Source organism: Brucella sp. H1_1004 (genome assembly GCF_047308065.1).
GTDB lineage: Bacteria > Pseudomonadota > Alphaproteobacteria > Rhizobiales > Rhizobiaceae > Brucella > Brucella pseudogrignonensis_B.
In genome coordinates this window covers 1,170,996-1,195,070 of sequence record NZ_JAYKZA010000002.1, presented here as the reverse complement: position 1 = coordinate 1,195,070, position 24,075 = coordinate 1,170,996, and the positions used below count along the sequence as shown (strand labels likewise).

Here is a 24,075-nt window from a genome sequence, read left to right as displayed (position 1 = left end):
CTTGTTAGCTTACCACATCCCATGTCGTGATGCGTTCGCCGGTGGCGGGATCCTTCCCATCCTTCAACTGCACGCCTTGCGCCAAAAGCTCATCGCGAATCCGGTCGGCTTCTCCCCAGTTTTTGTCAGCAATTACCCGAAGACGCTCAGCAATCAGTGCTTCAACTGTAGCAGTATCAACATCTGCCTTTGCAAAGACCGGCACGTCCTGCTCTGTGACAAAATAAGGATCAAACAGGCCCAGAAGTGCCATGCCTTCGCCCAAAGCTGCACTGTCCTTGGCCTTGAATGCCTTGCGCAGTGCCGTAATCGCAAGCCAGGTGTTCACGTCATCGGACAGTGCGTCTTCAACCTCAGTGACCGCAGAAAGCTTAGATGGCGCTGCAAAGCCTGTATCGCGAAGGAGCTCATACCAGCGACGCAGTTCCTCGGCCGATTCCGCCAGACGCTGCGCAGTCCAATTGATTGGCTCACGATAATGCGTTTGCAGCATCGAAAGACGGGCTGACAGGCCAACCCAGCGATCGCGTGCATCCTTGTCGTCCCAAATCCCTATCTGCGGCAATCCATCATTCAACACATCGCGAATGGTGATGAAGTTGCCGAGAGACTTCGACATCTTCTGCCCTTCGACCTGAAGAAAGCCGTTATGCATCCAGATATTGGCCATGCGCTCGGTGCCAAAAGCACTGCAAGACTGAGCAAGCTCGTTTTCATGATGCGGAAAGACGAGATCAATGCCGCCGCCATGAATGTCGAACTGATTTTTATACGGATCGTCGCATTTCAAACCGCCGCCAAACGGTGCCAACAGCTTGGCCATAGACATGGCGGAGCACTCGATATGCCAGCCCGGACGACCAAGTGTTTTAATTCCCGCAGGTGACGGCCAGCCCGGTTCGCCATTACGCGATGGCTTCCAAAGCACAAAATCCATCTCGTCGCGTTTGTAAGAAGCGACATCGACGCGTGCGCCAGCCAGCATTTCATCGAATGGACGATGGGAAAGTGCGCCATAGCGTGCGCCGCCCAAAGCATTCATTGCCGATGGGGAAAACAGCACATGCTCATCAGCCACATAGGCAACGCCGCGCTCAATGAGCTTCTCGATAATATTGCGCATATCATCAAGGTGTTCGGTTGCACGTGGCTGGCTGGAAGGCTCAAGATTGCCCAACGCCTTGATATCTGCCTGAAACTGATTGTTTGTGCCTTCGGTTACGCGGCCAATGGCTTCATTGAGCGGCAGGTCGGGATATTCACTCGCGGCACGTGCATTGATCTTGTCATCAACGTCCGTGATATTGCGCGCATAGGTGACGTTCTCCGCACCATAGACATGACGTAGAAGGCGGAACAGCACGTCAAAGACGATAACCGGACGGGCATTGCCAATATGGGCAAAGTCATAAACTGTCGGTCCGCAGACATACATGCGCACATTATTCGCATCGATGGGGGTGAAATCCTCCTTCGTGCGGGTTGCAGTATTGTACAGACGTAGTTGCGGCGTATCAGCCATGTTATTTCCCCAAAAGACCTGAAAATACGGGCACGAAAGACCGCAGCCGTCTGGCCGGGGCGTTATCATCCTGTCTTATTTTAGGGGAGACGAAAACGGCCGGGCCAGCAAGCTGCTAGCCAATAATAATCGAACCAGTACAAATGATCGTGGTCGGCGTTCTCATACCGTTACTTATCCTTATCGGATGCGAGGGCGTCAAGAGGTTTAGTCCAAAATCCCTGTGACATTTCTGCAACTTCTCAAGAAGCTAATGTATGTTAACCGGAATTCCCCAAAACCGGCCCCAAACAGCCTTCATTCCGTCCCAATCAATCACAAAATAGTGAGAGTAATTTGGAAAAGGATGGAACAATGCCTAAAAATGAACTGCAACCACGACAAGACAAGCTCATTGACCAGTATCGTGAGATCGGACCAGCCGTTCTGGTTGCAGCATTAATGAACAAAAATGCGCGCACGAGCGAAACGCGCCGTCCAAGCAACAATAACTCAATCTTAGCTGTTAAAAAAGCGGACTAACAGGCTTAGGCCGATCAGTGTCATAACGACGCCGATGATACAGTCCAACACCCGCCAGGCAGCCGGTTTTGCGAAAATTGGCTGCAGAAGGCGCGCACCATAACCGAGTGCAAAAAACCACGTAAATGAAGCAATCACTGCTCCAAACCCGTAGGCAGCGCGGGCTTGATCGTGATAACGAGCCGAAAGGCTCCCGAGCAAAACAACCGTATCGAGATAAACATGCGGATTGAGAAATGTCAGCGCCAAACAGGTCGCAACTGCCGCTTTGAGGTTGACACTTCCGCTTGATTTTACCTGCATTGCTTCGGGATGAAATGCACGGCGAAAAGCGACAGACGCGTACCAAAACAGAAAAGCCGCACCCGCAATCGTCACAAACGAAATCAGCATAGGTGACTGGGCAATCAGCGTTCCGAGACCCGCAACACCAGCAGCAATCAAGATTGCATCTGATAGCGCGCAGATAAGGCAGAGAATAAATACGTGCTGCCGCAGCAGTCCCTGCCGAAGAATGAATGCGTTTTGTGCTCCTATCGCGATGATGAGAGACGCACCAAGGAAAAAGCCCGAAAAAGCTGCTGATAACACGTTGTTTTCCTGCAGATAGAATCAGAACATTGACAATTGACCGTCGGATTTTTCATCCGGATCAGTCTTCTTCTTACCTGTTTTAGGTACGCGTGCAATATCCAATACTTCTTCGACGCGGGTTTGGACATCAGGTGACGTATTGGCGACTTTGTTGACCTTATCAGACACCGGAATGGCTTCAAAAAAGTCATCCTGAACTGGCCGCATAATGTCGGCAACATCGCGCAGAAGCAAAGTCTTGCAGTTAAGCCAGCGCGCGAAATCATCAGGCTTTACCACTACCGGCATGCGTTCGTGGATTGGACGTAAAAGGCTATTGGCGCTTGTGGTGAGAATGCCTGCGGTATCAATTTGCGAACCGTCTGCACTGCTCCAGGTTTCGACCAGCGCGCCGAAAGCCACAATACCGCCATTGCGCGGCCTGATCCAATAGGCCTGCGCCTTGTTTTTCCCCTCGCGCCGCCATTCGTAAAACCCGGAGGCGGGAATCAGTGCGCGCCGATGATTGAGCGCTGCCCGGAAAGAATTTTTCTCAGCCGCCGTTTCAGAGCGAATATTGAAAACAAGATTCCAGTTGTTGGGGTCCTTCACCCAAGAAGGCACGAAACCCCAACGCACCAGCATGCCAATCCGGTCGGGCTTGTTGCTTCCCTGCGGCGGTGTTTCGCCTGCAAGAATAGAGAGGATAGGCTGGGTCGGCGCAATGTTATAGCGCGGCGGAAAATCTTCATCGACCATTGCGCCAAGCAATGCTTCGACTTCCTCGCGGCTTGCAGTCAGAGAAAAACGTCCACACATGGCGGCCATGTTCAGACTTTTGCCTGATTGGTCAAGTGCGCTTTACAGTTGCCAAAACAAACTGGTCAGACCATATCTTGCACATGGTCACAGTTCCCGTTATTCCCGCTCCGCTTCAAATTCATGGTGTTTCGCTCATCTGTCGGCGTAATGGCCGCTTTTTACTGGTTGAGCGCGGAAAAGAGCCTTGGAAGGGCTGGCTGGCCTTCCCCGGTGGCAGCATCGAAGCAGGCGAAACACCCGAACAAGCGGCACACCGGGAACTCAATGAGGAAACCGCACTCAGTGCTGCCTCGCTAAGCCATGTGATTACAGTTGACCTGGCACTTGAGGGCAATGCTTACACAAAGAGCTATTTCCTTTCGGTTTATCGCGCTTTCGATATTTTTGGAGTTGAACAGGCCGGTGATGATGCTGCAGCCATACACTGGCTGACAATTGATGAAATGGCAGAAGCGAACGTAACCGATAGCACAGTGGATGTGGCGCGCTCTGTGGCAGAAGCAGAAGATCAATCCGGCTATTGATACGCTCAGGCGTCATGAAGTGGCCGTGTTTGCAAGCAAAAAGGCGATCAGAAGAAAGGGCTTGAGATTGAGAAGCAACACGCTTTCGCTGATCGTGATCAGTTTTTGGCTGGGTATGGCTTCCCCGGCCCTTACTGCGCAGAACGCGCCTTATGAAGGCAAAATGCAGAGACTCTCAGAAGTGCTTGGTTCACTGCACTATCTGCGCAATCTTTGCGGAGAAACCAGCAATGAGTGGCGCGAACGTATGGATGCGATCATCGCCGCTGAGAAGCCCGATGATATGGAGCGGGTTCGCCTGATTTCAAGCTTCAACCACGGCTATCGCGCCTTCAGCAACACTTATCTGCGCTGTACGCCCTCCGCACTTGCGGCGATTGATCGCTATATGAAGGAGGGAGAAAGCTTGTCTAACGAGCTTATCTCGCGCTATGGAAATTAACCAATTCTTCAGTCTTATGCGGATGGACTGCAAATGCCTCATTTAAATCCGCAGTAATCTGTTAACACTGTCTTAAATGATAGGAAGGCCGCACAAGTGTTCGCGCTCCCGATTTCGGTGAGAGGGCATTTAAGGAGCCAGAAGGGCGTAAGCCGGGATGAAACCAATGGATTATATGCCAGCCGATCTGGACGAGATGATCGCCCGCGAAAAAAAGCTTGTGGCGATTGAATACCAGAACGAGGCTTGGGCGGATGGCATTTCCGAAGGGATTGAGCCTGAGATTCTGGCCGAAGCAGCATTTACGACAGCGCTCACAGAACTGATCCGCGAAGCCGGTGAAGATGCCGCACTCGAGCTAATCGAAAAGATGCGCGAGCAAATTATCGCCGGTACATTCCTGACGCAGCGAGTGTTGCAGTAACTCTCAAGTCGATAAAGCAACCAGTTACTCTATCTCATTCCTTTTACGCATGTCGTTACCGGAAAACCAGTTTCCACTTTTCCGCGACATGCTCTGGGCGGGAAATCGTAAACCCGCTCCCATACCCTGCGGAACTGTCTTGTTGAGGCAAAGCCCGAGCGTTCCGCAACGCTTTCCATATCCAGAGCAGAATTTTGTAGCATTTCGCGAGCCAGACTTATTTTCAGTCTATTGGCATAATCCGTGACGCTCATACCTGCATATTCATTGAACAGGCGCGAGAGATTGCGCGGACTTGCTCCGCTGGCCTCTGCGAGTTTTTCAACCGACCAGTTTTCTGCCGGATTTCCCGCAATCGCATCCTGTGCACGATGCACGACTGGATGCATGTGATTGCGGCCTTCAAGCCATGGTGAAAGCTGCGGATCATTGCCACTGCGGCGCAGATAAACCACCAGATAGCGCGCCACCGACAACGCAAGTGCATGCCCTGCCATCTCAGCCACTATATGCAGCATGAGATCCATGCCTGCGGTAATTCCGGCACTTGTCAGCCTGTCGCGATCTTCCACAAACAACCGGTTTTGCAACACGCGCGATGTTGGCGCCAATCGGTGCAATTCCTCAATCGCCATATGATGCGTCGTGCACGCATAACCTTCGAGCAGCCCCGCTCGCGCTGCAAGCAGTGCGCCAGAACAGATGGAAACCAGCTTTACACCGGGGCGAATTATACGGCGCAACCAGTTGACAATCTGCGCCTCCAAAATTGCGTCGTCGTCGCCGCGGCTGTTGATAGCACCGCCCATCGGCACATCAGCAGAACCTGAAATGATGACGAGCGCATCATCTGGCAAGGCTTCCGGCAAAGGGGTGATATTGGCCACCGACAGCCCTATCGAACTCGTCACAGTTTCGGATGGACCAATATAATGCACGTCAAACCGTACAGCGCTTTGCTCGAGATTAGCCTTACGCAAAACCTCTATCGGTCCCGCCACATCAAGCAAAAGCGTGCGCGGCGGGATAATGACAAACACGGGAACAGTTTTCAGACCGTCGGCAGACTGGTTCATGCAACCTTCCGTTCGGAGTTGCCTTCAAGAGCCTGCTCTACAGTTGTAATGCGGGCGAAGCGGCCTGCCAGAACAAGCTCCGTGCGTGCACGAATTTCCGCCGCACTCCATTCGCGTCCATTCACATCCGTCATTGGAAATGTCAGCGTTGCTTCGCCTACAAAATCAACATCGAAACCAAAGTCTGATGCCTGACGCGTCGTGGTTTCACAGCATTGTTCCGTTCTAATACCCGAAACAATCACCCGCCTGATGCCTTTGGAGATGAGCCAGACGTCAAGACCGGTGCCAACCAGTGCACTGTGACGGCGTTTACGGAAGGTCGCATCGGGTTCATAAGCAATGGGTGCCAGCGTTTTGACATAGCCCGACGCTTCCGAGAACGGCCCGCTATCCTCAACGTGGAAAATCTGCACAACAGGAATGCCCTTGCGCTTGGCACCGTCAATCAGCGCCTGTTGCCGCTCGATATAAGCGGCAACCTCTTCATCGCGGTAATATGGACGATGACGGAAAGATTCCTGAACATCGACAACCAGCAGTGCAGTATCATTAGCGGACATTTCTCGCTCCTTGTAAAACTATACAAGGAGACGATAGCGCCTGCAATATAAGGTGAAAGCCCTATGCCGGACAAAGATAGGACATTTTACGCCATGCATTATCCGCGTTGCGGAAGTGCTTCCAGAAACTCGACCGGCTCACCCTTGTTCGGGCTGACGATTTCCGCTTCCCACATAACCTTGATACCACGCACAAAAGTGCCAACCGGCCAACCGGTGACAGTCTTGCCATGATAAGGCGTCCAGCCAGCTTTTGAACCCGCCTGTTTGTGGGTGATGGTTTCGCGACGCTTCATATCAACGATGGTCAAATCGGCATCATAACCAACAGCGATACGCCCCTTGCGTGCCATACCGAAAATGCGGTTCGGGCCATGACTCGACAGATCGACAAATCGCTCCAGCGAAAGCTTGCCGGCATTGATGTGATCAAGCATGATCGGCACCAGCGTCTGAACACCGGTCATGCCGGATGGGGATGCCGGATAAGGCTTCTGCTTTTCTTCAAGCGTATGCGGCGCATGATCAGAGCCGAGTACATCGACGATTCCCTGATCGATACCCTTCCAGATACCGTCACGATGGCGCTTGTCGCGCACAGGCGGGTTCATCTGGATAAGATTACCGAGCGTTGCATAATCATCTGCTGACAATGTCAGATGATGCGGGGTGGCTTCACAAGTCGCCACGTCCTTGTGACCCTGAAGGAAGTCGATTTCTTCGGCAGTCGAGATATGCAGCACATGGATACGTGCGCCGGTTTCCCGCGCAATCCGCACCAGACGTTCGGTGCATTGCAGTGCCGCAACTTCATCACGCCAGACTGGGTGACTCGACGGATCGCCCGCCACACGTAGACCTTCGCGTTCTTTCAAACGAAACTCATCCTCGGAATGAAACGCTGCACGACGGCGCGTATTTTTGAGGATCGAGCGCACACCATCATCGTCTTCAACAAGCAGATCGCCAGTCGATGAGCCCATGAAGACTTTGATGCCAGCCGCCCCCGGCAGACGTTCAAGTTCAGCTACGTCTTTTGCATTGTCACGCGTGCCACCGACCCAGAAGGCGAAATCGCAATGCATACGATGACGGCCACGACGGATCTTGTCTTCCAGCGTTTCAGCAGTGGTTGTCAGCGGCTTGGTATTCGGCATTTCAAAAACTGATGTCACACCACCGAGAACAGCAGCCAGCGAACCAGTTTCCAGATCTTCCTTGTGCTCCAGTCCCGGTTCGCGGAAATGTACCTGACTATCAACCACACCCGGCAGAATATGTAGGCCGGTACAATCAATCACTTCGCCGGCAGAATTTGCTGAAAGAGAACCAATCGCCTCTATGCGCCCATTACGAATGCCAATATCGCGTTGACCGGTGCCGTCATGATTGACGATGGTTGCACCTTTCAGGATCGTATCGAACGTATGGGCCATTGTTGTCTCCTGCTGGCTTGATGGGGCTTGCGAGCGTCTTCAATGCGGCTTACGTAACGATGATTATAAAGGCAAGGAAGAAGCGATGGCGACGGTAGCGGAAACGATCAATCTTTCCAACAGAGCACTGGTTCACATCACAGGCGAAGACGCGGAAAAATTCGTGCAGGCTGTGATTACCACCAATCTCGACAAGCTCGGCGCCGATGAACTGAAACCCGGCGCATTGCTGGCACCACAGGGCAAGATCCTGTTCGACTTCGTTGTGTCGCGCATTGAAAACGGGCTACGTTTCGATATGCCCGCAAGCATTGCTACCGATTTTATGAAGCGCATGACGCTTTATCGCCTGCGAGCCAAAGCGGAAATTACTCAATCGCCAGAATCACTTGTGAGCGTTTGCTGGGGGAAAGATTCAGATTCCTCAGAAAGCGATTCAATTAAGCGCGATTCACGGTTTCCGGAAGAACTGCATGTTACCCGCATTTATGGACAGGCAGGCGAAGTCAGTGACGAGAGTGCGTGGATAGCACTTCGTGCCGAATATGGCATTGCCGAAGGCGAAGCCGATTTCGCCTATAATGATGTATTTCCTCATGACGTGAATTTCGACCAGACCGGCGGCGTGACGTTTCCAAAAGGCTGCTTTATCGGCCAGGAAGTCGTCTCGCGCATGCAGCATCGCGGTACCCCGCGGCGACGAGTGCTTGTCGCAAAATCCGACGCGCCACTGCCTACAAGGGGCACACCAGTTAGAGTCCGTGGGCGTGACATCGGAACGCTGGGTAGCTCTTCCGACAAGATTGGTTTGGCACTTGTCCGTATTGACCGGGTGAAAGATGCGCTTGATTCCGGTACGCCAATTCTGGCCGCTGAAAGCGAAATCAGGTTAGAGCTGCCACCGCATGTCCGCTTCACATTCCCAACTGCTGATACGGACAAAGCCTGATGGCAGCAGTGGATCGTTCATCGGGACAGGAGCGTGCATGGCAGCGAATGTTATCGGGACGCAGGCTCGACCTGCTTGACCCCTCACCACTCGATGTTGAGATTACAGACATAGCCCATGGTCTTGCGCGTGTCGCACGCTGGAACGGGCAAACCGTGGGTGAACACGCCTATTCCGTCGCCCAGCACTCCATGCTGGTTGAGCAGATTTTCAACCGGCTTGTTCCAGATCCAAGCATTGAATGGCAGATGCTAACCCTTCTGCATGACGCACCTGAGTATGTGATTGGTGACATGATTTCACCGTTCAAGGCGGTGATGGGCGGCAATTACAAACTGATTGAAGACCGGCTTGAACGCGCTATTCATGTGCGCTTTTCATTGCCTGCTTCGATCTCTGCATCGCTTAAAAAGCTGATCAAGCGCGCTGACAGGGTCGCGGCCTATTTCGAGGCAACAAGGCTTGCAGGATTTACCGAAGCGGAAGCCACCAAGTATTTTGGTCGTCCACGCGGCTTTGATCCAGCAGGGCTGGAACTGACGCCGCGTCCGACCCAGGATGTGCAGAATGATTTTCTTGCGCGTTTTGCTGTGCTGGAACAGGCGCGAAGAGGATAGGCGTTGGCTCACATCGTCGTCAGTCCGCTATCGAAGCTTGAAGCGCAGATTGCACTGCATCAGCCAAGCCATATCGTAACGCTCAGCAGCCACGCTCTGCCTGCACTGCCCGGTGAGGCAGAGCGGCTCAGTCTGTTATTCAACGACATTACAGAACCACGTGATGGTCTGACAATGCCCGATGAAAGCCACGTCAGAGCGCTGCTTGATTTTGCAATGGAATGGGATCGCGCAAAGCCACTGCTGATTCATTGCTATGCTGGTGTTTCGCGTTCAACTGCCAGCGCTTACATTATCGCCTCAGCACTTGATCCGACGTTGGATGAAGCAGAGTTTGCACAAAAGCTACGGGCACTTTCACCCTCAGCAACACCCAATATACGGCTTGTAGCACTTGCAGATCATATGCTTGGAAGAGATGGCCGTATGGTTGCCGCGATTAAGGCAATCGGACGCGGGCAGGAAGCCTTTGAAGGCGAAGCGTTCAGCCTGCCTGTTGCAGACTGACTATCCGCGATATGGCATTGAGAAAGCCGCTGCGTGAATCGGGTGGTGTCTGTGCGCGCGGCTCCCACACATGACGCAGGAAGAAAAAACCGGTCATTCTGAAAGCATCGTTGAGATCGTCATAACACGATGCGCGTAAAGCCGTATTGTTAACGAAAGCTGGCAACGGCAGCATCTTATCCGCCCATGGCGCACCAGCGTCACCACAGACTGCGCGACCCGATTTTGGCGATACATAAATCAGGTTTTCGCGAACACCTGTGGCAGCGCATTCTTTAAGATCCAGGCCAAAGCCTAGTTCTTCGAGCATCATCACTTCAAAACGCAGCAGCAACTCACCTGAGGCAAGCGGATCGTCAAAGTGCTCGATGATAAGGCGAAGTGTTTCGTATAAGCCGCCGTGTGCGTCCCGCTCTGGCAATAAGCGCAGATGAGAAGCGGCAAGCTGGATACCATAGAGTGCAACCGGCGTTTCAATCAGACGCGCCGCAGCAAAGCCTAATGGTTCGATTGTGAATGAGCCCATATGCTCATCCAGCCGCGCCCACCATGATAGATCAACGTGATTGCCTGGTTGCAGCAAGGGCTGCATGCGGCGGGATCGACCGCCGCGCACCATACCCATATGACGGCCGTGTTCACGCGTCATCACTTCGACAATAGCGCTTGTTTCGCCATGTCGCCGTGTGCCGAGAATTATGCCTTCATCACGCCATTCCATGAGTAAATCTGAACCAGACTTCCATTCTGCGCATAATTCTCAACGAAAGTCAGATGACTTTCCGAATTATGCGCGGCTATCACGCCATTCCACGGCTCTTGCTGTATCAGTTAAGTCGGGAAAATGAGGCCCATTTCACGATAGCGCTCAGGATCGTTGCCCCAGTTTTCACGCACTTTCACGAACAGGAAGAGATGTGCATTCTGTTCGAGAATTTCGCTGATCTCTTTGCGAGCTGACTGTCCGATTGCCTTGATTGTTTCGCCCTTATGACCAAGCACGATTTTCTTCTGGCTTTCGCGCTCAACATAAATGACTTGCTCAATACGAACCGAGCCGTCCTTACGCTCTTCCCAGCGTTCGGTTTCGACAGTCGAGGAATATGGCAGCTCTTCATGCAGGCGCAGATAAAGCTTTTCACGGGTGATTTCTGCTGCGAGCTGGCGCATCGGCATGTCGGAAATCTGATCTTCCGGGTAATACCACGGACCGTTTGGCACGGTTTCTGCCAGAAATTTCGCGAGATCCTTGCAACCCGAACCGTTGAGCGCCGAGATCATGAACGTTTGGTCGAAGGTCACGAGCTCATTGGCAGCTTTTGCCAGTTCCAGCAACTTAGGCGGGTCAACACGATCAACTTTGTTTAGGACCAGAACCTTCTTCTGGCGCACATCTTTCATGCTTTCCAGAAGTGCTTCGGCATTCTCGTTCAGACCACCCTGCGCGTCCAAAAGAACGAGAATAATATCGGCATCTTTTGCGCCGCCCCATGCAGTCGTGACCATGGCGCGGTCAAGTCTGCGCTTCGGGCGGAAAATTCCCGGCGTATCGACAAGTACAATCTGGGCCTGATCATGGATGAAGATGCCGCGCACCAGCGCCCGTGTTGTCTGCACCTTGTGCGTGACGATGGAAACCTTGGTGCCCACCAGCTGATTAACCAGCGTGGATTTTCCGGCATTTGGCGCACCAATCAGCGCCACAAAGCCCGAACGGGTCTGCCCGGTTTCAGTTTCGTCGCCTGTCGGCATCGTCGGATTGTTCATTGCTCGTCCTTTTGCGAGCCTTCCGGTTTGTCAGAAACGCGGAAGCACTCAATTTGCTGTTTGCGCAATTCCCGACGTAAACCGGTCCCCACTTTCGCTGGAATTGCTTTATTTCGTGTAGACAGCAGAAACGGTCTCTCCCGAACCATTCTACCCTTGCGACAAACCCACCATTGCCGCTGTTAATTTGATTATAACTGAATTTCTTTTAAATGGATGCTGAATTCCGCCTTAGCCCTAACTGTCACGCTTCCAGACGGATTCCCTGTAAAGCATCGTCTCCGCAGCATTCTGTTCAGCAATGCGTTTCGAGCGGCCTTCACCCTTTTCCGGAGCAAAGCCCTTGACTGTCACTTCAACGATGAATGAAGGGTCATGGTCCGGGCCGCTGCGGCTCAGGATAACATAAGCCGGGTGAGCATTGCCTTGCTGATGTGCCCATTCCTGCAATTCAGTCTTCGCATCACGCCTTGCAGCACCTGTCTCAAGGGAGCGTTTCTGCCAATAGCGCTTTATAAAGCTGCGCGCAGCCTCAAGGCCACCATCCATATAAATTGTTGCAATCAAAGCCTCGATGACATCAGCGCGTACATTGAGCAAGCGCTTGTCATTCAGCGACTTAATGTCTGAACCCGTATGAATAAGGTCTGCTAGTTTAATCTCATCGGCAATTGCCGCACAAGTTTCAGCATTGACCAGTGCATTCAGACGCACCGACAATTCGCCTTCCGGCGCATCGGGGAATGCCTCAAAAAGCATTTCGGCAACCACCAGACCAAGTACACGGTCACCAAGAAATTCAAGTCGCTCATAATTGGCACGCGATGGTGCCTGCACACTCGAGTGCGTGAGCGCACGTTCAAGCCGTTTCAGGTTGAGAAAACGGTGCCCTGTGCGCTCTTCAAGAATCGACGCTGCTAAATCTGTCGAAACCATCTCAGTTTCCGGTGACAGCAGTGTGCGGCTCACCACTTACCCAAGTAAAAAGACGGCTGAACCGAACGTCAGTCGGCCACTTCCAGATTTCGAGCGGGCTTGCCTTATCAGCAATCGAGAAGAAGATGATATTAGCGCGACCGACCAGATTTTCATAAGGCACGTAGCCAACACCAAATCGACTGTCGAGCGAATTATCTCGGTTGTCACCCATCATGAAATAATGACCGGCCGGAACTTCAAACACGCGGGTATCGTCACCAATGGAATTTGGTGCGAGGTCAAGCGTGTCGTAAGTCACGCCATTTGGCAGTGTTTCGCGATAAACTTCAACCGGACGATTAACTTCCGTAACATCAGGATTATCAATGGTGCCAACGCGCTCACGTTTAACAGCAACATCATTAATATACAGCACGCCGCCGCGCATCTGCACACGGTCACCCGGAAGGCCAATCACGCGTTTGATATAATCAATGTTAGTGTCGCTTGGCAGTTTGAAAACCACAACATCGCCGCGCTTCGGTTCTGCCCCCCAGATACGACCATTGAAGAGGTCAAGACCAAAAGGCAGTGAATAGCGCGAATAGCCATAGGCATATTTCGACACAAACAGATAATCGCCTTCCAGCAGCGTCGGGCGCATTGAGCCGGACGGAATACTGAATGGCTGGAAAAGCAGGCTGCGGATAACCAGCGCCAGCAGCAGCGCCTGGACGATAACGCTGATGGTTTCGCCAATGCCACCCGATTTTTTAGTTTCACTTTTGCTGGACACGCTCATTGTATCTCCGCTTGCCGATGTGCGATCTAATAACGAGTATAATTGCTTGAAGCAATCCGCTCACCATTACCTCGCACGATTATGAGCAGGAGTTTACCTGACACAATCGCAATTGTTTTGGCGTATGCTGCTATCGCGCAACATGCACTATTCATTTTCTGAAAGGGCTTCGATAATCACGAAGGCCTGCGCGAGAGGAAAATCATCGGTAATTGTCAGATGTATGGCAGCGCGCTTGCCATGAGGCAACAAACGTTGCAATTGCTCCGCCGCACCACCAGTCAGTTTCATAGTCGGCTTGCCTGAAGGTGTGTTGACCACACCCATATCGCGCCAGAAAACGCCGTTGGAAAGTCCGGTACCAAGTGCTTTGGAACAGGCTTCCTTGGCAGCAAAACGCTTGGCGTAAGATGCAGCACGTTGTTTGCGAGCCTCTGACTTCGCCTTTTCAACCTCTGTAAAAACACGCTGAATGAAACGATCACCATGATTTTCAAGGGTCCTTTCAACGCGGCGAATATCAATCAAATCGCTGCCAATGCCGATAATCATGTTTTCTGCAGCTCCCGCTTGCTGGCCATATTATGTTTTGCGGCAAGTCGCTCTAGTTTGCGCCGACGAAATGCAGTGACCGCAAACCGTGTGACAAAATAGGCAATCACAGCAAAAATGGCTCCAAGGATTGTCGATCCGAACAGCATAGGCTTGAGCAAAGGCGTCCAGACTTCGCCGAACTTCATTGTTTGCAACGCATGGCCGAGATGCAGCGGCGGTGCGCTTTCAATATCTCCGCTGATCACAAATCGTCCGAGTTCATAAGTGCTGCCCCAAATAAATGGAAGCGTGATCGGATTGGCAAGCGTCGTGCCAAGTGCTGCGGCAGCAATATTTCCAGCAAGAAAATAAGCCAGAACAATCGCTATGATGAGATGAAAGCCGAAAAACGGTGTGAAAGCCGAAAAGACGCCAACGGCTAACCCAGCAGCAACCGCATGGGGTGACGCAGTAATGCGCAGCACACGCTTGCCGCCATACTTAAACGAGCGAGCAAATGAGCGGCGCGGCCACACCAGCGTTCTAAGACGCTCGCGGCGGGTCGGAGGATTTCGGCGTTGAAACAACATGGCTTCTCATACTGCGCTCGATGCATCGAGACAATTGTTATTATTCAACCATTGCGGAAGACAGTTTATCACGGTCTTCAGCAGACGCCGCATGCATACGTGGCAAATAGAACTTCGGCGATACACCCAGCATACGGCGAAACATTGTCGTAAAAGCAGACACACTGTCATATCCAAGATCAAGCGCCACGCTTGTCACCGCCTCCCCTTCCGTCAAACGGGGAACTGCTGCAAAAAGGCACGCCTGCTGACGCCATACCGAAAGGCTAACGCCTGTCTCACGCTGAAAATGACGGGTGAAAGAACGTCTGCTCATCGCCATTTTGTCCGCCCAATCATCGATTGTCGCACGGGCTAAGGGTGCTTTTACAAAATCGCGGCACAGCTTTTGCAGCCGAACATCTGCCGGAAAGGGCAGCCCAAGCGACCTTTGTGGTAGCCTATGTAAATCTCTGAGGATGAGTTCAATCACCAGCGCGTCTCTGGTTCCCGGTTCCGGGATGCTGTCAACCGAAGTTGCGTCAATGATAAGACAGCGCATCAAATCCGTCAGACCAACGACATGAAGATGATCTGGCACACCTGAGATGACATCAACCGCAATATAGATCGAACGCATAAAGACATCGCCGACAATCTCGACCGAATGCTTTACGCCCGCGGGAATCCACATCGCATGATCGCCGGGGATCATCCAGCGGCCAGCCTCGGTGGTGACAAGAACGACACCCTGCGAAGCGCATAAAAGCTGCGCCCGGCTATGGCTATGCTGCGGTACGAAATAGCCATCAGGGTATTTCGTCGGCAAGGCAATGACCGGACCGTCAAGGCTTTCCAGCATATCAATGCGCTGCTCGTGGAACTTTTGCAGGTCCTCACTGTTCGGCAATAAAAGCCCTGGCGGCGATTTCGGCTTCATCTGCTTTGGCCCACTCTCGAAAGTAATGGACCAAATCACGAAAGCAGGCGCGAAACAATATGATTATTAGATGGTCAGGTTAGAAATATTCGAAAACATGCGAATTTGTTTTCAGAGCTGACCTCACCACTCTACGGGAAAATCCCGTTCCAAATTATCTTCGGAGTAGGACTATGAGCACGAGTGCTGCCGAGCAGCCATCAAACAGTGCGGCGAACAATACGGTTCTCGCAATTATTCTGGCCACAAGCATGGGCCATTTCCTCAACGACATGATGCAGTCGCTGCTTCCAGCGATTTATCCAATGTTGAAGGACAATTACAGCCTATCATTCTGGCAGATTGGCTTGCTCACATTTACCTTTCAGGTGACCGCTTCGATCCTACAGCCTATCGTTGGCATTTATACAGATCGTCGTCCGATGCCTTACTCATTGCCTTTTGGCATGGGTTGCACACTAGTTGGTCTGATCCTGCTTGCAACGGCACATCATTATACTTTCCTGCTGCTTGGCGCTGCATTCATCGGCTTTGGTTCGTCGGTATTTCATCCTGAAGCCGCACGTGTAGCACGTCTTGCATCAGGCGGACGCCATGGTTTCGCGCAGTCAATGTTTCAGGTTGGTGGTAATTTCGGCTCTTCGATCGGACCATTGCTGGCAGCTTTCATCGTACTGCCCTTCGGTCAATCCAGCGTATCGTGGTTTTCAATCGCTGCACTGATTGGAATGGCGCTGCTTTGGTATGTCGGAAACTGGTACAACCAGCACAATATCGCCAATAGAAGCAAGCCAAAGGCTGACACAACACTGCCATTGCCGCGCAAGACGGTGATCATGGCGATCTCCGTGCTCGCTATGCTGATCTTCACCAAATACGTCTATATGGCGAGCCTTACCAGCTACTACACCTTCTACACGATCAGCCATTTTGGGGTGACCGTTCAGGGCTCGCAGTTGCTGTTGTTTCTGTTCCTTGGTGCCGTTGCTGCCGGAACGATTGTTGGTGGCCCTATCGGCGATAAGATCGGCACACGCACTGTGATCTGGGTATCGATCCTCGGCATTGTGCCTTTCACGCTGGCTCTGCCTTATGCAAACCTCGAAATAACAGCAGTTCTGACGATCATTATCGGCTTTGTGTTGGCTTCGGCTTTTCCGGCAATCATTGTTTTCGCACAAGAATTGTTGTCCGGGCGCGTTGGCATGGTTTCCGGCTTGTTCTTCGGACTAGCATTCGGTGTCGCTGGCATTGCAGCAGCGCTGCTTGGGATTGTTGCCGACCGCACCAGCATCGAGTTCGTCTATAAGATCTGCTCGTATCTGCCGTTGCTCGGTCTGTTAACAATCTTCCTGCCGAAAATGCAGAAAGCGAAATAGAAAAAAGTGGAGCACCGCTCATCCCCCAACGAACGGTGCTCCTGAGCCACTGACCTTTTGACGGCCCGGTGCAGCGGCAGCTCTGAAATAGAGGACTATCAGCCTCTATTTGTTTGTTCTAACGCAAGTTACGACATCAATCTGCAACATGCGCGTATTCTTATTTACACAGCGGAACTGAAGCCGTGCATCGTTTCTCTGCGAAACTCATCAAATGTTGCAGCAACCAGCCGGATCAGCGGCTTTCCGTCTTCGGTCGCAGTGATGACACCGTTCTGCACTTCCACCAACCCATCAGCCACCAACGGACGCAGCAGGGCTAATTCGTCAGAAAATTCAACGCCCGGTGCCGCTGTATTGAGATCAACGCGGAAGTTACACATCAGTGCTGTGATAATTCCGGCGCGCTGACGATCAACATCCCGCATGGTATAACCACGCACTGTGGCAAAGTCCCCCGCCCCAACACGTTTGCTATATTGCCCGACATCCGAAATGTTCTGCGTATATCCCCCCGGATATTGCGAAATGGACGATGGACCAAAACCAATCAACGTATTACAGCGATCAGTCGTGTAGCCCTGAAAATTACGATGCAGCGTGCCATTCTCAGCCGCAATCGCCAGAGTATCATCTGGTAAAGCAAAGTGATCGATACCAACAGCTTTGTAGCCGTGGTTGATAAAGCTTTCAGCGACAGCACTTGCCTGCGCAAAACGTTCGTCTGCATCCGGCAGAATGCTTTCATCAATCAATCGCTGATTGGCACGACGCTGCGGCAGATGTGCGTAGCCAAAGCAGGCAATGCGATCCGGCTTCATCTCTATTACACGTTCACAGGTCGCACGCAGACTTGTTACAGTCTGAAGCGGCAGACCATAGATCAGATCAAAATTAAGCCTGTTGATGCCCACTGCACGAAGCAGCGCTGCGGCTCTTGCAACAGTTTCAATTGGCTGCACACGGCCGATAGCTTTCTGCACATCAGCATTAACATCCTGCACGCCAAGACTTGCACGGTTAACGCCCATCAACGACAAGGTCTTTGCCAGAATTGGATTCACCGTACGCGGATCAAGCTCAATCGCATGTTCCATATCGGGATGGAAATCAAACGCCAGCGCAAGCGCTGCCATGATGCGTTTGAACTGCGTCGCATGCAGAATAGAAGGAGTGCCCCCACCCCAATGTAAATGCACGACCTGCGGCCGAGCCGCCAGACTTGCGCTTACAGTTTCGATCTCACTCAAAAGAGCAGTCACGAAATTCTCAATGACATCCTCACGGACGGCCATTTTTGAATGGCAGCCACAATAGTGGCAAATCTCTTTGCAGTACGGCACATGGATATAAAGCGAAACGCTTTCCTCCGGGCCGATCTGGCGTAACCAGCGTTTTGTGTTGTCAGCAGTCGTCGGCGTGAAATCCACAGCCGTTGGAAACGAAGTGTAACGGGGAACGGCCAGCGCCGCATAACGTCTTATCGTGTCTTCATGCATGATAATGGCGCTCCCCGCTCCTGACGATCTGGCGAGAGCTTCTCACCTTTAGGCGCACTGGACGAAGATGGGCATTCTGCTGGGCAAACAGACATGATGCGGCAAGGAAGCCCACACACATGACAGCGGATATTGTAATTGCCAGCCACAACGACACCTGTTCACCTCGTTATCATCAGGCAGCAGTTCAATAAGCTGCCTCAACTTGCACGATCAGATGTAGAGGGCATTCCGGCAACGTTCATTGATTTAAATCAACGAAACTAAAACTAAGAAGTTGCGATCAAATATTTTCCGGATCGATGCCTGCTACCGAAGCGAGCGAACGCCTGGAGAGTATCTCGACGGTATTGGAATCGATCAACTGAATGAGGCCCTGTGTTTTCAGCTTGGTGAAGCTGCGGCTCACTGTTTCAATTGTCAGGCCGAGGTAATCGGCAATGTCGGTACGGTTCATCGACAGATGGACGAGATTCGTCTTGCCGCCGCGCTTTTCGGTACGTGCGGCGAGAACGAGAAGGAAGCTGGCAAGCTTTTCCACAGGCGCAAGACGGCCAAGAACCAGTTGATTGTCGCGTGCAGTGCGCAACGCTTCTCGCGTCATCTGATAGAGACGCTCTTTCAGCTTGGGGAAGCGATCCATCAAGCCATCCATTTCCTTTGTTGAAAATGCACAAAGGACAGATGGGGTAACCGCTTCAGCCGACTGAGAGTAAACCTCATCATCGGCAAGTCCAAGATAATCTCCCGGCACGAGAAAGCCTGCAATCTGGCGACGACCATCGGGCAGCGATGTATAAATCCGCAGCATCCCCGATGTTAAGCTGAAAACACGGCGTTTCGGATCACCCTCTTCAACCAACATCTCGTTGGCGTCGAGTTTCTTGGATGTCATGATGGCTTCGAGCGCCCCCAGATCGCCATCATCAAGCGCAGAGCAGACGGCCATGCGGCGTACATCGCAATCAACGCAAACGCCACACGGAGCCCTGTAAGGGGATTTATGATCGAAAATAAGCGGGGCAACAGCCACAACACGTTCCTAGATAGGGGATGAGCATATCTGCGCTCGTCCCCCTAAATTAAGGGTGACAAACAAATACCGCAAAGCGCAATTTCGACGCAGGGCGCATTTTACACCACGCTAACGCAAAGCGACGGTAGAAAGCGCTTAAATATTGCGGCTACCCGGCTTAATTGCAGGAATTGCAAGGAGTTCCGGCGGTAAATTGTCAGGCGAATAGGCTGGCACTTCATATTCTGCGAGCGCGATAAGCTTCGTTCCGACGTCGGCCTTGCCTGCCGAACGATCAACGATACAGGCGGCAGCGACCACTTCGATGCCAATATCTTTCATGCAATCGATAGTTTCACGAATCGACAGTCCGGTTGTGACGATGTCTTCTACGATGACAACACGAGAACCTTTTGGCACGTCGAAGCGGCGCAAACGGAAGGTGCCGTTCTCACGCTCAACCCATACCGATGGCACACCGAGATGACGCGAAGTTTCGTATGATGGAATAAGGCCGCCGATCGCCGGACCAACCACATAGTCGATCTGTCCAAGATCGGCCGCCTTGATCTTTTCCGCTAGGGCCTTGCAAAGTTTCTCAGTCTTATCGGCATGCATGAAAACGCGTGCTTTCTGCAAAAACACAGGACTCCGAAGGCCGGATGTCAGAATAAAATGGCCTTCGAGAATTGCTCCCGCTTCGCGGAAAACACCAAGCACGTCTTCAGTATTCATTTTGCTTACCCATTCACACGTGTTGCGCCGCTGACGCTCGTGCTTTCCTTCAATTGAGAAATGATGCGGTTGAGATGTTTAAGATCCCACACTTCAACGTCAATAATCATTTCGGTAAAGTCGGGCGCAGTTCGCACCATCGACAGATTATGAATATTCGCATCATTTGCCGCTGCAATTTGTGCAATTTCAGCAAGTGAGCCCGGCGAGTTGATTGCCGAGACGCTGATACGCGCAGGGAAGCGCTCATGCATCCCTTCATCAATATCCCAGCGCACGTCGATCCAGCGCTCAGGCTGGTCGTCATATGCCGTCAGTGCAGGCGACTGAATTGGGTAAATGGTGATACCTGCACCAGGCTGCATGATGCCGACGATACGATCACCAGGAACTGCACCTTCCGGCGCAAAGCGCACCGGCAAATCCGAATTTGTGCCGCGAATTGGCACAGCCTTGCGTTTTGGCTTCTCACCCTCGTCCGCAGTCGTGTCATGCGCAGCTTCAGAGCCTTCCGGCACCTTGAAAATCATGCCGGCTGCATTTTGAATGTTAAACCAGCCTTTTTCGCCGGTCTTTGCTGGGCTATTCTGCGTTGTAACACGCGTATCCTGATAATCAGGATAGACCGCTTTCACAACGTCTGTGGAGGGTAGCTCACCACGGCCGACTGCGGCCAGAACATCCTCAACTTCTTTGCGTGCCAATCGTGGAAGACTAGGTTTGAGAATATCTTTGCTGAACGATTTTCCGGCACGCTCGAAAGCGCGTTCGAGAATGCGCATTCCGAGGCCGGAATACTGCTTACGCACCGCGGAACGCGTTGCACGGCGGATAGCCGCACGTGCCTTACCGGTGGCCACAAGCGATTCCCATGCAGCAGGTGGCACCTGAGCCTTCGAGCGAATGATGTCGACTTCATCGCCGTTTTTGAGCTCAGTCATCAATGGCATAATACGGCCATTGACCTTGGCGCCCACGCAACTGTCACCAATGTCGGTGTGAACAGCATATGCAAAATCGATTGGTGTCGCACCGCGTGGCAAAGCGATAAGCCTGCCCTTCGGCGTGAAGCAAAAGACCTGATCCTGAAAGAGTTCCAGTTTGGTATGTTCCAGAAACTCCTCCGGATTGTCACCTTCGGATAACTGCTCGATTGTTTGACGTAGCCATGCGTAAGCATTGGTTTCTGTCGAAATCTGATGCGGATTGCTCGCGCTTCCACGATCCTTATAGATCGAGTGAGCTGCAACACCAAATTCTGCAATTTCATCCATAACACGCGTACGAATTTGCAATTCAATACGCTGGCGTGATGGACCGATGATAGTTGTATGCAGCGAACGATAATCGTTTTGTTTTGGTGTCGAAATGTAATCTTTGAACCGGCCCGGAACCATCGACCAGGTGGTGTGGATCAATCCGAGTGCGCGATAGCAATCCTGTGTCGATTCAACCATGACACGGAAACCGAAAATATCGGAAAGCTGCTCAAACGACAGACCCTTAGTTTCCATCTTACGGAAAACCGACCACGGCTTCTTCTGACGGCTTTTAACGCTCGCTTTGATGCCGTTCTTCTGGAAAATCTCAGACAGATCTTCTTCGATTTTCTGCAAAAGCCCACGGTTTTTTTCAAGAAGTTCTGCAAGTCTATCAGTGACCGCGCGCCAAGCATCGGGGTTGATATAGCGGAATGCTAGCTCTTCGAGTTCTTCGCGGGTGTCCTGCATACCCATGCGGCCAGCAAGGGGTGCATAAATATCCATTGTTTCTTCAGCAATGCGCAAACGCTTATCTTCACGCATAACGCCAAGCGTACGCATGTTATGCAAACGATCTGCGAGCTTGACCAGAAGCACGCGCACGTCTTCAGAAATCGCAAGAAGGAGCTTACGCAAGTTTTCGGCCTGTACGGCCTTTTTAGAGACCAGATCTAGCTTTTTAAGCTTGGTAAGACCATCAACAAGTTTACCAATTTCTGGGCCGAAAAGCTGATCAATTTCCTGCCGTGTGGCGGTCGTATCTTCAATTGTATCATGGAGAAGAGCAATCGCAATGGTTGCTTCGTCCAAACGCATGTCTGTGAGGATGGCTGCGACTTCAAGCGGATGGGAAAAATACGGGTCGCCGGATGCACGCTTCTGACTGCCGTGTTTCTGCATGGCATAAACATATGCCTTATTAAGAAGCGCCTCATTCACATCAGGCTTGTATCGCTGCACACGCTCCACAAGCTCATATTGGCGCATCATTTACAGAAACTCCTCACTTCACACGCATAAACAGCGGTCATTCTGACCAGAACTTGCTAAAAATAGAATATTTTACAAGTTTCAGAACCTGCTTTCTGAAAACAGGCTTAATTTTCAGGCGAATTCATCGTCAAAAGCGCATAGCTGTGACTTAAAAGCCCCAAAATCGCTATGCAGACCGATAAAAATATGCGCCGCAACCTTATCAGGCTACAGCGCACAAATCATTGGCGTCAGACAGACGATTAGAAGTCGTCGTTCTTCTCAGGTGCAACCAGACCTTCAATACCAGCAAGAAGCTCTTCTTCCGACATACGGTCGAAAGTGACAACGTCATCTTCACCTGCTTCTGCAATGCCTTCAGCCAGAGCATTTGAAGCATCAGCCAGAAGAGCAGGTGCAGCAGCTTCAGGTTCATCAACTTCAACATGCTTCTGAAGCGAGTGAATCAGATCTTCTTTCAGATCATCTGGCGACAGTGTTTCGTCAGCGATTTCACGCAGAGCAACAACAGGGTTTTTGTCATTGTCGCGATCGATAGTGATCTGCGCTCCCTGGGAAATCTGGCGTGCGCGGTGACCGGCCAGAAGAACCAGTTCAAAGCGGTTCTCGACCTTATCTACGCAGTCCTCAACGGTGACGCGGGCCATAGGCGGTCCCTTTCATTTCTTAAACTCTAAAGGAATTTTTCTTCGACATATCGCTTGTCGGCCGAAATTTCAAGCAAAAGCGCAAACTGCGATCATTAAGGCTCCAGCGCCGAGAAAAACAATTCGTTTTTCATTAATCTGTCTGACAAATACACGATATGGCTCAAATTGAAACAATAGATTTTTATATATTCAGGATTGCAAGACGTCAATATCTCGCATAAGTAATTAATTGTCAGCAAATAACAACCATTGGTTGCTTGTTTTTCTACAATATCTCCGTAGAACGCAATAAACGTCATTTGTAAAAATGAATACCCCCGCCGTTTGAGAAACAAATCTGAATACGCGGTCGCTGGCCCACTCCCTTACGACCGCAGAGTGGATATATTGCACGATGTTCGATTCTCGTGAAAAGATTGCGCTATTTATTGACGGTGCAAATTTATATGCAGCTTCAAAAACACTCGGTTTCGATATTGACTACCGCAAACTTTTGAAGGCCTTTCAGAAACGCGGCTATTTGCTTCGCGCATATTATTATACAGCCTTGGTTGAGGATCAGGAATATTCGTCGATTCGTCCACTCATCGACTGGCTTGATTATAACGGCTATAAGGTCGTTACCAAAGCGGCGAAAGAATTCACAGATTCAGCAGGGCGCCGTAAGGTAAAAGGCAACATGGACATCGAGCTCACTGTCGATGCTATGCAGCTCACCGATACCGTAGACCATTTTGTTATTTTTTCAGGCGATGGCGATTTCCGTTCGCTTGCAGAAGCTCTGCAACGCAGGGGCCGTAAGGTCTCCGTGGTTTCCACATTGACCACCCAACCTGCGATGATTTCTGATGAGCTACGCCGTCAGGCCGATCATTTCATTGATCTGGTTTCGCTCAAAGCTGAAATAGGTCGCGATCCATCAGAGCGCCCTCAACAGCAGCAACGTCGCCAAGATGACGATCTTGATGATGACTATTGATTGACGTCGAATACGTTTAAAAAAAGAGCGTTTAAAGCGCTCTTTTTTATTTTATA

Annotated in this window: 27 protein-coding genes; 9 read left to right on the top strand and 18 right to left on the bottom strand. The window is 51.5% G+C overall.

Features of this window, described 5'->3' with window-relative positions; all coding sequences use genetic code 11:
• Nucleotides 1-4: 4 nt before the first annotated feature.
• Nucleotides 5-1,522 (bottom strand): cysteine--tRNA ligase, encoded by a 1,518-nt coding sequence (gene cysS, locus U2P60_RS12995; protein ID WP_413572938.1) that lies wholly within the window; start codon nucleotides 1,520-1,522, stop codon nucleotides 5-7.
• 354 nt (nucleotides 1,523-1,876) lie between these two features.
• On the opposite strand from cysS, the gene U2P60_RS12990 reads away from it, so the two are divergent.
• The gene (locus U2P60_RS12990; protein ID WP_413572937.1) at nucleotides 1,877-2,044 is read left to right on the top strand and encodes a hydrolase; all 168 of its coding nucleotides are present in this window, start codon (nucleotides 1,877-1,879) and stop codon (nucleotides 2,042-2,044) included.
• On the opposite strand, the gene U2P60_RS12985 is transcribed toward U2P60_RS12990, so the two are convergent.
• Complete coding sequence (locus U2P60_RS12985) at nucleotides 2,021-2,635, bottom strand: LysE/ArgO family amino acid transporter (protein WP_413572936.1); 615 nt, start codon at nucleotides 2,633-2,635, stop codon at nucleotides 2,021-2,023. The two genes, U2P60_RS12990 and U2P60_RS12985, sit on opposite strands and share 24 nt — an antisense overlap.
• A 21-nt stretch (nucleotides 2,636-2,656) precedes the next feature.
• The gene (locus U2P60_RS12980; RefSeq protein WP_413573789.1) at nucleotides 2,657-3,436 is read right to left on the bottom strand and encodes an SOS response-associated peptidase; all 780 of its coding nucleotides are present in this window, start codon (nucleotides 3,434-3,436) and stop codon (nucleotides 2,657-2,659) included.
• An 83-nt stretch (nucleotides 3,437-3,519) separates the two neighbouring features.
• Here U2P60_RS12980 and U2P60_RS12975 point away from each other — a divergent pair, with 83 nt between their 5' ends.
• The 3 genes from U2P60_RS12975 to U2P60_RS12965 all read left to right on the top strand — a co-directional run bounded on the left by U2P60_RS12975 (nucleotide 3,520) and on the right by U2P60_RS12965 (nucleotide 4,829).
• On the top strand, nucleotides 3,520-3,963 hold the full coding sequence (locus U2P60_RS12975; protein WP_413572935.1) for an NUDIX hydrolase: 444 nt from the start codon (nucleotides 3,520-3,522) through the stop codon (nucleotides 3,961-3,963).
• 115 nt (nucleotides 3,964-4,078) lie between these two features.
• Nucleotides 4,079-4,405: a TIGR02301 family protein gene (locus U2P60_RS12970; RefSeq protein WP_313828619.1), complete on the top strand. Its 327-nt coding sequence runs from the start codon at nucleotides 4,079-4,081 to the stop codon at nucleotides 4,403-4,405.
• 166 nt (nucleotides 4,406-4,571) lie between these two features.
• Nucleotides 4,572-4,829 (top strand): hypothetical protein, encoded by a 258-nt coding sequence (locus tag U2P60_RS12965; protein WP_413572934.1) that lies wholly within the window; start codon nucleotides 4,572-4,574, stop codon nucleotides 4,827-4,829.
• A gap of 29 nt (nucleotides 4,830-4,858) precedes the next feature.
• Here U2P60_RS12965 and U2P60_RS12960 read toward each other — a convergent pair whose 3' ends face one another.
• The 3 genes from U2P60_RS12960 to U2P60_RS12950 all read right to left on the bottom strand — a co-directional run bounded on the left by U2P60_RS12960 (nucleotide 4,859) and on the right by U2P60_RS12950 (nucleotide 7,904).
• Nucleotides 4,859-5,905, bottom strand: coding sequence for a GlxA family transcriptional regulator (locus U2P60_RS12960; RefSeq protein WP_413572933.1), 1,047 nt, complete (start codon nucleotides 5,903-5,905; stop codon nucleotides 4,859-4,861).
• Nucleotides 5,902-6,468 carry an isochorismatase family protein gene (locus tag U2P60_RS12955; RefSeq protein ID WP_413572932.1) on the bottom strand — a complete coding sequence of 189 codons (567 nt, stop codon included), beginning with the start codon at nucleotides 6,466-6,468 and terminating at the stop codon, nucleotides 5,902-5,904. Before U2P60_RS12955 ends, U2P60_RS12960 begins: the two co-directional genes overlap by 4 nt.
• Nucleotides 6,469-6,566: 98 nt before the next feature.
• Nucleotides 6,567-7,904 (bottom strand): dihydroorotase, encoded by a 1,338-nt coding sequence (locus tag U2P60_RS12950; RefSeq protein ID WP_413572931.1) that lies wholly within the window; start codon nucleotides 7,902-7,904, stop codon nucleotides 6,567-6,569.
• An 85-nt stretch (nucleotides 7,905-7,989) separates the two neighbouring features.
• Here U2P60_RS12950 and U2P60_RS12945 point away from each other — a divergent pair, with 85 nt between their 5' ends.
• From U2P60_RS12945 to U2P60_RS12935, 3 genes are read left to right on the top strand one after another with little or no spacing between them, the layout of a single operon-like run.
• Nucleotides 7,990-8,853, top strand: coding sequence for a YgfZ/GcvT domain-containing protein (locus tag U2P60_RS12945; protein WP_413572930.1), 864 nt, complete (start codon nucleotides 7,990-7,992; stop codon nucleotides 8,851-8,853).
• On the top strand, nucleotides 8,853-9,470 hold the full coding sequence (locus U2P60_RS12940) for an HD family hydrolase (RefSeq protein WP_313828239.1): 618 nt from the start codon (nucleotides 8,853-8,855) through the stop codon (nucleotides 9,468-9,470). Before U2P60_RS12945 ends, U2P60_RS12940 begins: the two co-directional genes overlap by 1 nt.
• Nucleotides 9,471-9,473: 3 nt before the next feature.
• On the top strand, nucleotides 9,474-9,977 hold the full coding sequence (locus U2P60_RS12935) for a tyrosine phosphatase family protein (RefSeq protein ID WP_413572929.1): 504 nt from the start codon (nucleotides 9,474-9,476) through the stop codon (nucleotides 9,975-9,977).
• Here the strand turns inward: U2P60_RS12935 and recO are convergent.
• The 7 genes from recO to U2P60_RS12900 all read right to left on the bottom strand — a co-directional run bounded on the left by recO (nucleotide 9,955) and on the right by U2P60_RS12900 (nucleotide 15,477).
• Nucleotides 9,955-10,698 (bottom strand): DNA repair protein RecO, encoded by a 744-nt coding sequence (gene recO, locus U2P60_RS12930; protein ID WP_250039502.1) that lies wholly within the window; start codon nucleotides 10,696-10,698, stop codon nucleotides 9,955-9,957. The genes U2P60_RS12935 and recO overlap by 23 nt on opposite strands.
• Nucleotides 10,699-10,808: 110 nt before the next feature.
• Nucleotides 10,809-11,744, bottom strand: coding sequence for a GTPase Era (era, locus tag U2P60_RS12925; protein ID WP_413572928.1), 936 nt, complete (start codon nucleotides 11,742-11,744; stop codon nucleotides 10,809-10,811).
• A gap of 237 nt (nucleotides 11,745-11,981) precedes the next feature.
• Nucleotides 11,982-12,680 carry a ribonuclease III gene (gene rnc, locus U2P60_RS12920; RefSeq protein WP_413572927.1) on the bottom strand — a complete coding sequence of 233 codons (699 nt, stop codon included), beginning with the start codon at nucleotides 12,678-12,680 and terminating at the stop codon, nucleotides 11,982-11,984.
• Between the two features lies 1 nt (nucleotide 12,681).
• Nucleotides 12,682-13,464 (bottom strand): signal peptidase I, encoded by a 783-nt coding sequence (lepB, locus tag U2P60_RS12915; RefSeq protein ID WP_413572926.1) that lies wholly within the window; start codon nucleotides 13,462-13,464, stop codon nucleotides 12,682-12,684.
• 147 nt (nucleotides 13,465-13,611) lie between these two features.
• Nucleotides 13,612-14,016, bottom strand: a complete 405-nt coding sequence (acpS, locus tag U2P60_RS12910; RefSeq protein WP_413572925.1) for a holo-ACP synthase — start codon at nucleotides 14,014-14,016, stop codon at nucleotides 13,612-13,614.
• The gene (bspA, locus tag U2P60_RS12905; protein WP_313828232.1) at nucleotides 14,013-14,588 is read right to left on the bottom strand and encodes a type IV secretion system effector BspA; all 576 of its coding nucleotides are present in this window, start codon (nucleotides 14,586-14,588) and stop codon (nucleotides 14,013-14,015) included. The genes acpS and bspA overlap by 4 nt, the downstream gene beginning before the upstream one ends.
• A gap of 40 nt (nucleotides 14,589-14,628) precedes the next feature.
• Nucleotides 14,629-15,477: an AraC family transcriptional regulator gene (locus U2P60_RS12900; RefSeq protein ID WP_413573788.1), complete on the bottom strand. Its 849-nt coding sequence runs from the start codon at nucleotides 15,475-15,477 to the stop codon at nucleotides 14,629-14,631.
• 203 nt (nucleotides 15,478-15,680) lie between these two features.
• Between U2P60_RS12900 and U2P60_RS12895 the strand changes: the two genes are divergently transcribed.
• The gene (locus U2P60_RS12895) at nucleotides 15,681-16,886 is read left to right on the top strand and encodes an MFS transporter (protein ID WP_413572924.1); all 1,206 of its coding nucleotides are present in this window, start codon (nucleotides 15,681-15,683) and stop codon (nucleotides 16,884-16,886) included.
• A gap of 164 nt (nucleotides 16,887-17,050) precedes the next feature.
• Here U2P60_RS12895 and hemN read toward each other — a convergent pair whose 3' ends face one another.
• The 5 genes from hemN to rpoZ all read right to left on the bottom strand — a co-directional run bounded on the left by hemN (nucleotide 17,051) and on the right by rpoZ (nucleotide 23,037).
• On the bottom strand, nucleotides 17,051-18,385 hold the full coding sequence (gene hemN, locus U2P60_RS12890; protein WP_413572923.1) for an oxygen-independent coproporphyrinogen III oxidase: 1,335 nt from the start codon (nucleotides 18,383-18,385) through the stop codon (nucleotides 17,051-17,053).
• Nucleotides 18,386-18,668: 283 nt separating this feature from the next.
• Complete coding sequence (locus U2P60_RS12885) at nucleotides 18,669-19,334, bottom strand: helix-turn-helix domain-containing protein (protein ID WP_250039486.1); 666 nt, start codon at nucleotides 19,332-19,334, stop codon at nucleotides 18,669-18,671.
• Between the two features lie 222 nt (nucleotides 19,335-19,556).
• Nucleotides 19,557-20,135 (bottom strand): orotate phosphoribosyltransferase, encoded by a 579-nt coding sequence (pyrE, locus tag U2P60_RS12880; RefSeq protein WP_413572922.1) that lies wholly within the window; start codon nucleotides 20,133-20,135, stop codon nucleotides 19,557-19,559.
• A 5-nt stretch (nucleotides 20,136-20,140) separates the two neighbouring features.
• A complete protein-coding gene (locus tag U2P60_RS12875) occupies nucleotides 20,141-22,387 on the bottom strand; it encodes a RelA/SpoT family protein (protein ID WP_413572921.1) in 2,247 nt (748 codons plus the stop codon).
• A gap of 245 nt (nucleotides 22,388-22,632) precedes the next feature.
• Entirely contained in the window at nucleotides 22,633-23,037 is a 405-nt protein-coding gene (gene rpoZ, locus U2P60_RS12870) for a DNA-directed RNA polymerase subunit omega (protein ID WP_313828227.1), read from the bottom strand.
• Between the two features lie 397 nt (nucleotides 23,038-23,434).
• On the opposite strand from rpoZ, the gene U2P60_RS12865 reads away from it, so the two are divergent.
• On the top strand, nucleotides 23,435-24,019 hold the full coding sequence (locus U2P60_RS12865) for an NYN domain-containing protein (RefSeq protein ID WP_313828226.1): 585 nt from the start codon (nucleotides 23,435-23,437) through the stop codon (nucleotides 24,017-24,019).
• Nucleotides 24,020-24,075: the final 56 nt, after the last annotated feature.

What these genes read in the sequence shown, in the direction of transcription:
- cysS (WP_413572938.1), bottom strand. Translation starts at nt 1,522, where the DNA reads ATGGCTGATACGCCGCAACTACGTCTGTACAATACTGCAACCCGCACG.
- U2P60_RS12990 (WP_413572937.1), top strand. Translation starts at nt 1,877, where the DNA reads ATGCCTAAAAATGAACTGCAACCACGACAAGACAAGCTCATTGACCAG.
- U2P60_RS12980 (WP_413573789.1), bottom strand. Translation starts at nt 3,436, where the DNA reads ATGTGTGGACGTTTTTCTCTGACTGCAAGCCGCGAGGAAGTCGAAGCA.
- U2P60_RS12975 (WP_413572935.1), top strand. Translation starts at nt 3,520, where the DNA reads ATGGTCACAGTTCCCGTTATTCCCGCTCCGCTTCAAATTCATGGTGTT.
- U2P60_RS12970 (WP_313828619.1), top strand. Translation starts at nt 4,079, where the DNA reads ATGGCTTCCCCGGCCCTTACTGCGCAGAACGCGCCTTATGAAGGCAAA.
- U2P60_RS12965 (WP_413572934.1), top strand. Translation starts at nt 4,572, where the DNA reads ATGGATTATATGCCAGCCGATCTGGACGAGATGATCGCCCGCGAAAAA.
- U2P60_RS12960 (WP_413572933.1), bottom strand. Translation starts at nt 5,905, where the DNA reads ATGAACCAGTCTGCCGACGGTCTGAAAACTGTTCCCGTGTTTGTCATT.
- U2P60_RS12955 (WP_413572932.1), bottom strand. Translation starts at nt 6,468, where the DNA reads ATGTCCGCTAATGATACTGCACTGCTGGTTGTCGATGTTCAGGAATCT.
- U2P60_RS12950 (WP_413572931.1), bottom strand. Translation starts at nt 7,904, where the DNA reads ATGGCCCATACGTTCGATACGATCCTGAAAGGTGCAACCATCGTCAAT.
- U2P60_RS12945 (WP_413572930.1), top strand. Translation starts at nt 7,990, where the DNA reads ATGGCGACGGTAGCGGAAACGATCAATCTTTCCAACAGAGCACTGGTT.
- U2P60_RS12940 (WP_313828239.1), top strand. Translation starts at nt 8,853, where the DNA reads ATGGCAGCAGTGGATCGTTCATCGGGACAGGAGCGTGCATGGCAGCGA.
- recO (WP_250039502.1), bottom strand. Translation starts at nt 10,698, where the DNA reads ATGGAATGGCGTGATGAAGGCATAATTCTCGGCACACGGCGACATGGC.
- era (WP_413572928.1), bottom strand. Translation starts at nt 11,744, where the DNA reads ATGAACAATCCGACGATGCCGACAGGCGACGAAACTGAAACCGGGCAG.
- rnc (WP_413572927.1), bottom strand. Translation starts at nt 12,680, where the DNA reads ATGGTTTCGACAGATTTAGCAGCGTCGATTCTTGAAGAGCGCACAGGG.
- lepB (WP_413572926.1), bottom strand. Translation starts at nt 13,464, where the DNA reads ATGAGCGTGTCCAGCAAAAGTGAAACTAAAAAATCGGGTGGCATTGGC.
- acpS (WP_413572925.1), bottom strand. Translation starts at nt 14,016, where the DNA reads ATGATTATCGGCATTGGCAGCGATTTGATTGATATTCGCCGCGTTGAA.
- bspA (WP_313828232.1), bottom strand. Translation starts at nt 14,588, where the DNA reads ATGTTGTTTCAACGCCGAAATCCTCCGACCCGCCGCGAGCGTCTTAGA.
- U2P60_RS12895 (WP_413572924.1), top strand. Translation starts at nt 15,681, where the DNA reads ATGAGCACGAGTGCTGCCGAGCAGCCATCAAACAGTGCGGCGAACAAT.
- hemN (WP_413572923.1), bottom strand. Translation starts at nt 18,385, where the DNA reads ATGCATGAAGACACGATAAGACGTTATGCGGCGCTGGCCGTTCCCCGT.
- U2P60_RS12885 (WP_250039486.1), bottom strand. Translation starts at nt 19,334, where the DNA reads ATGGCCGTCTGCTCTGCGCTTGATGATGGCGATCTGGGGGCGCTCGAA.
- pyrE (WP_413572922.1), bottom strand. Translation starts at nt 20,135, where the DNA reads ATGAATACTGAAGACGTGCTTGGTGTTTTCCGCGAAGCGGGAGCAATT.
- U2P60_RS12875 (WP_413572921.1), bottom strand. Translation starts at nt 22,387, where the DNA reads ATGATGCGCCAATATGAGCTTGTGGAGCGTGTGCAGCGATACAAGCCT.
- rpoZ (WP_313828227.1), bottom strand. Translation starts at nt 23,037, where the DNA reads ATGGCCCGCGTCACCGTTGAGGACTGCGTAGATAAGGTCGAGAACCGC.
- U2P60_RS12865 (WP_313828226.1), top strand. Translation starts at nt 23,435, where the DNA reads ATGTTCGATTCTCGTGAAAAGATTGCGCTATTTATTGACGGTGCAAAT.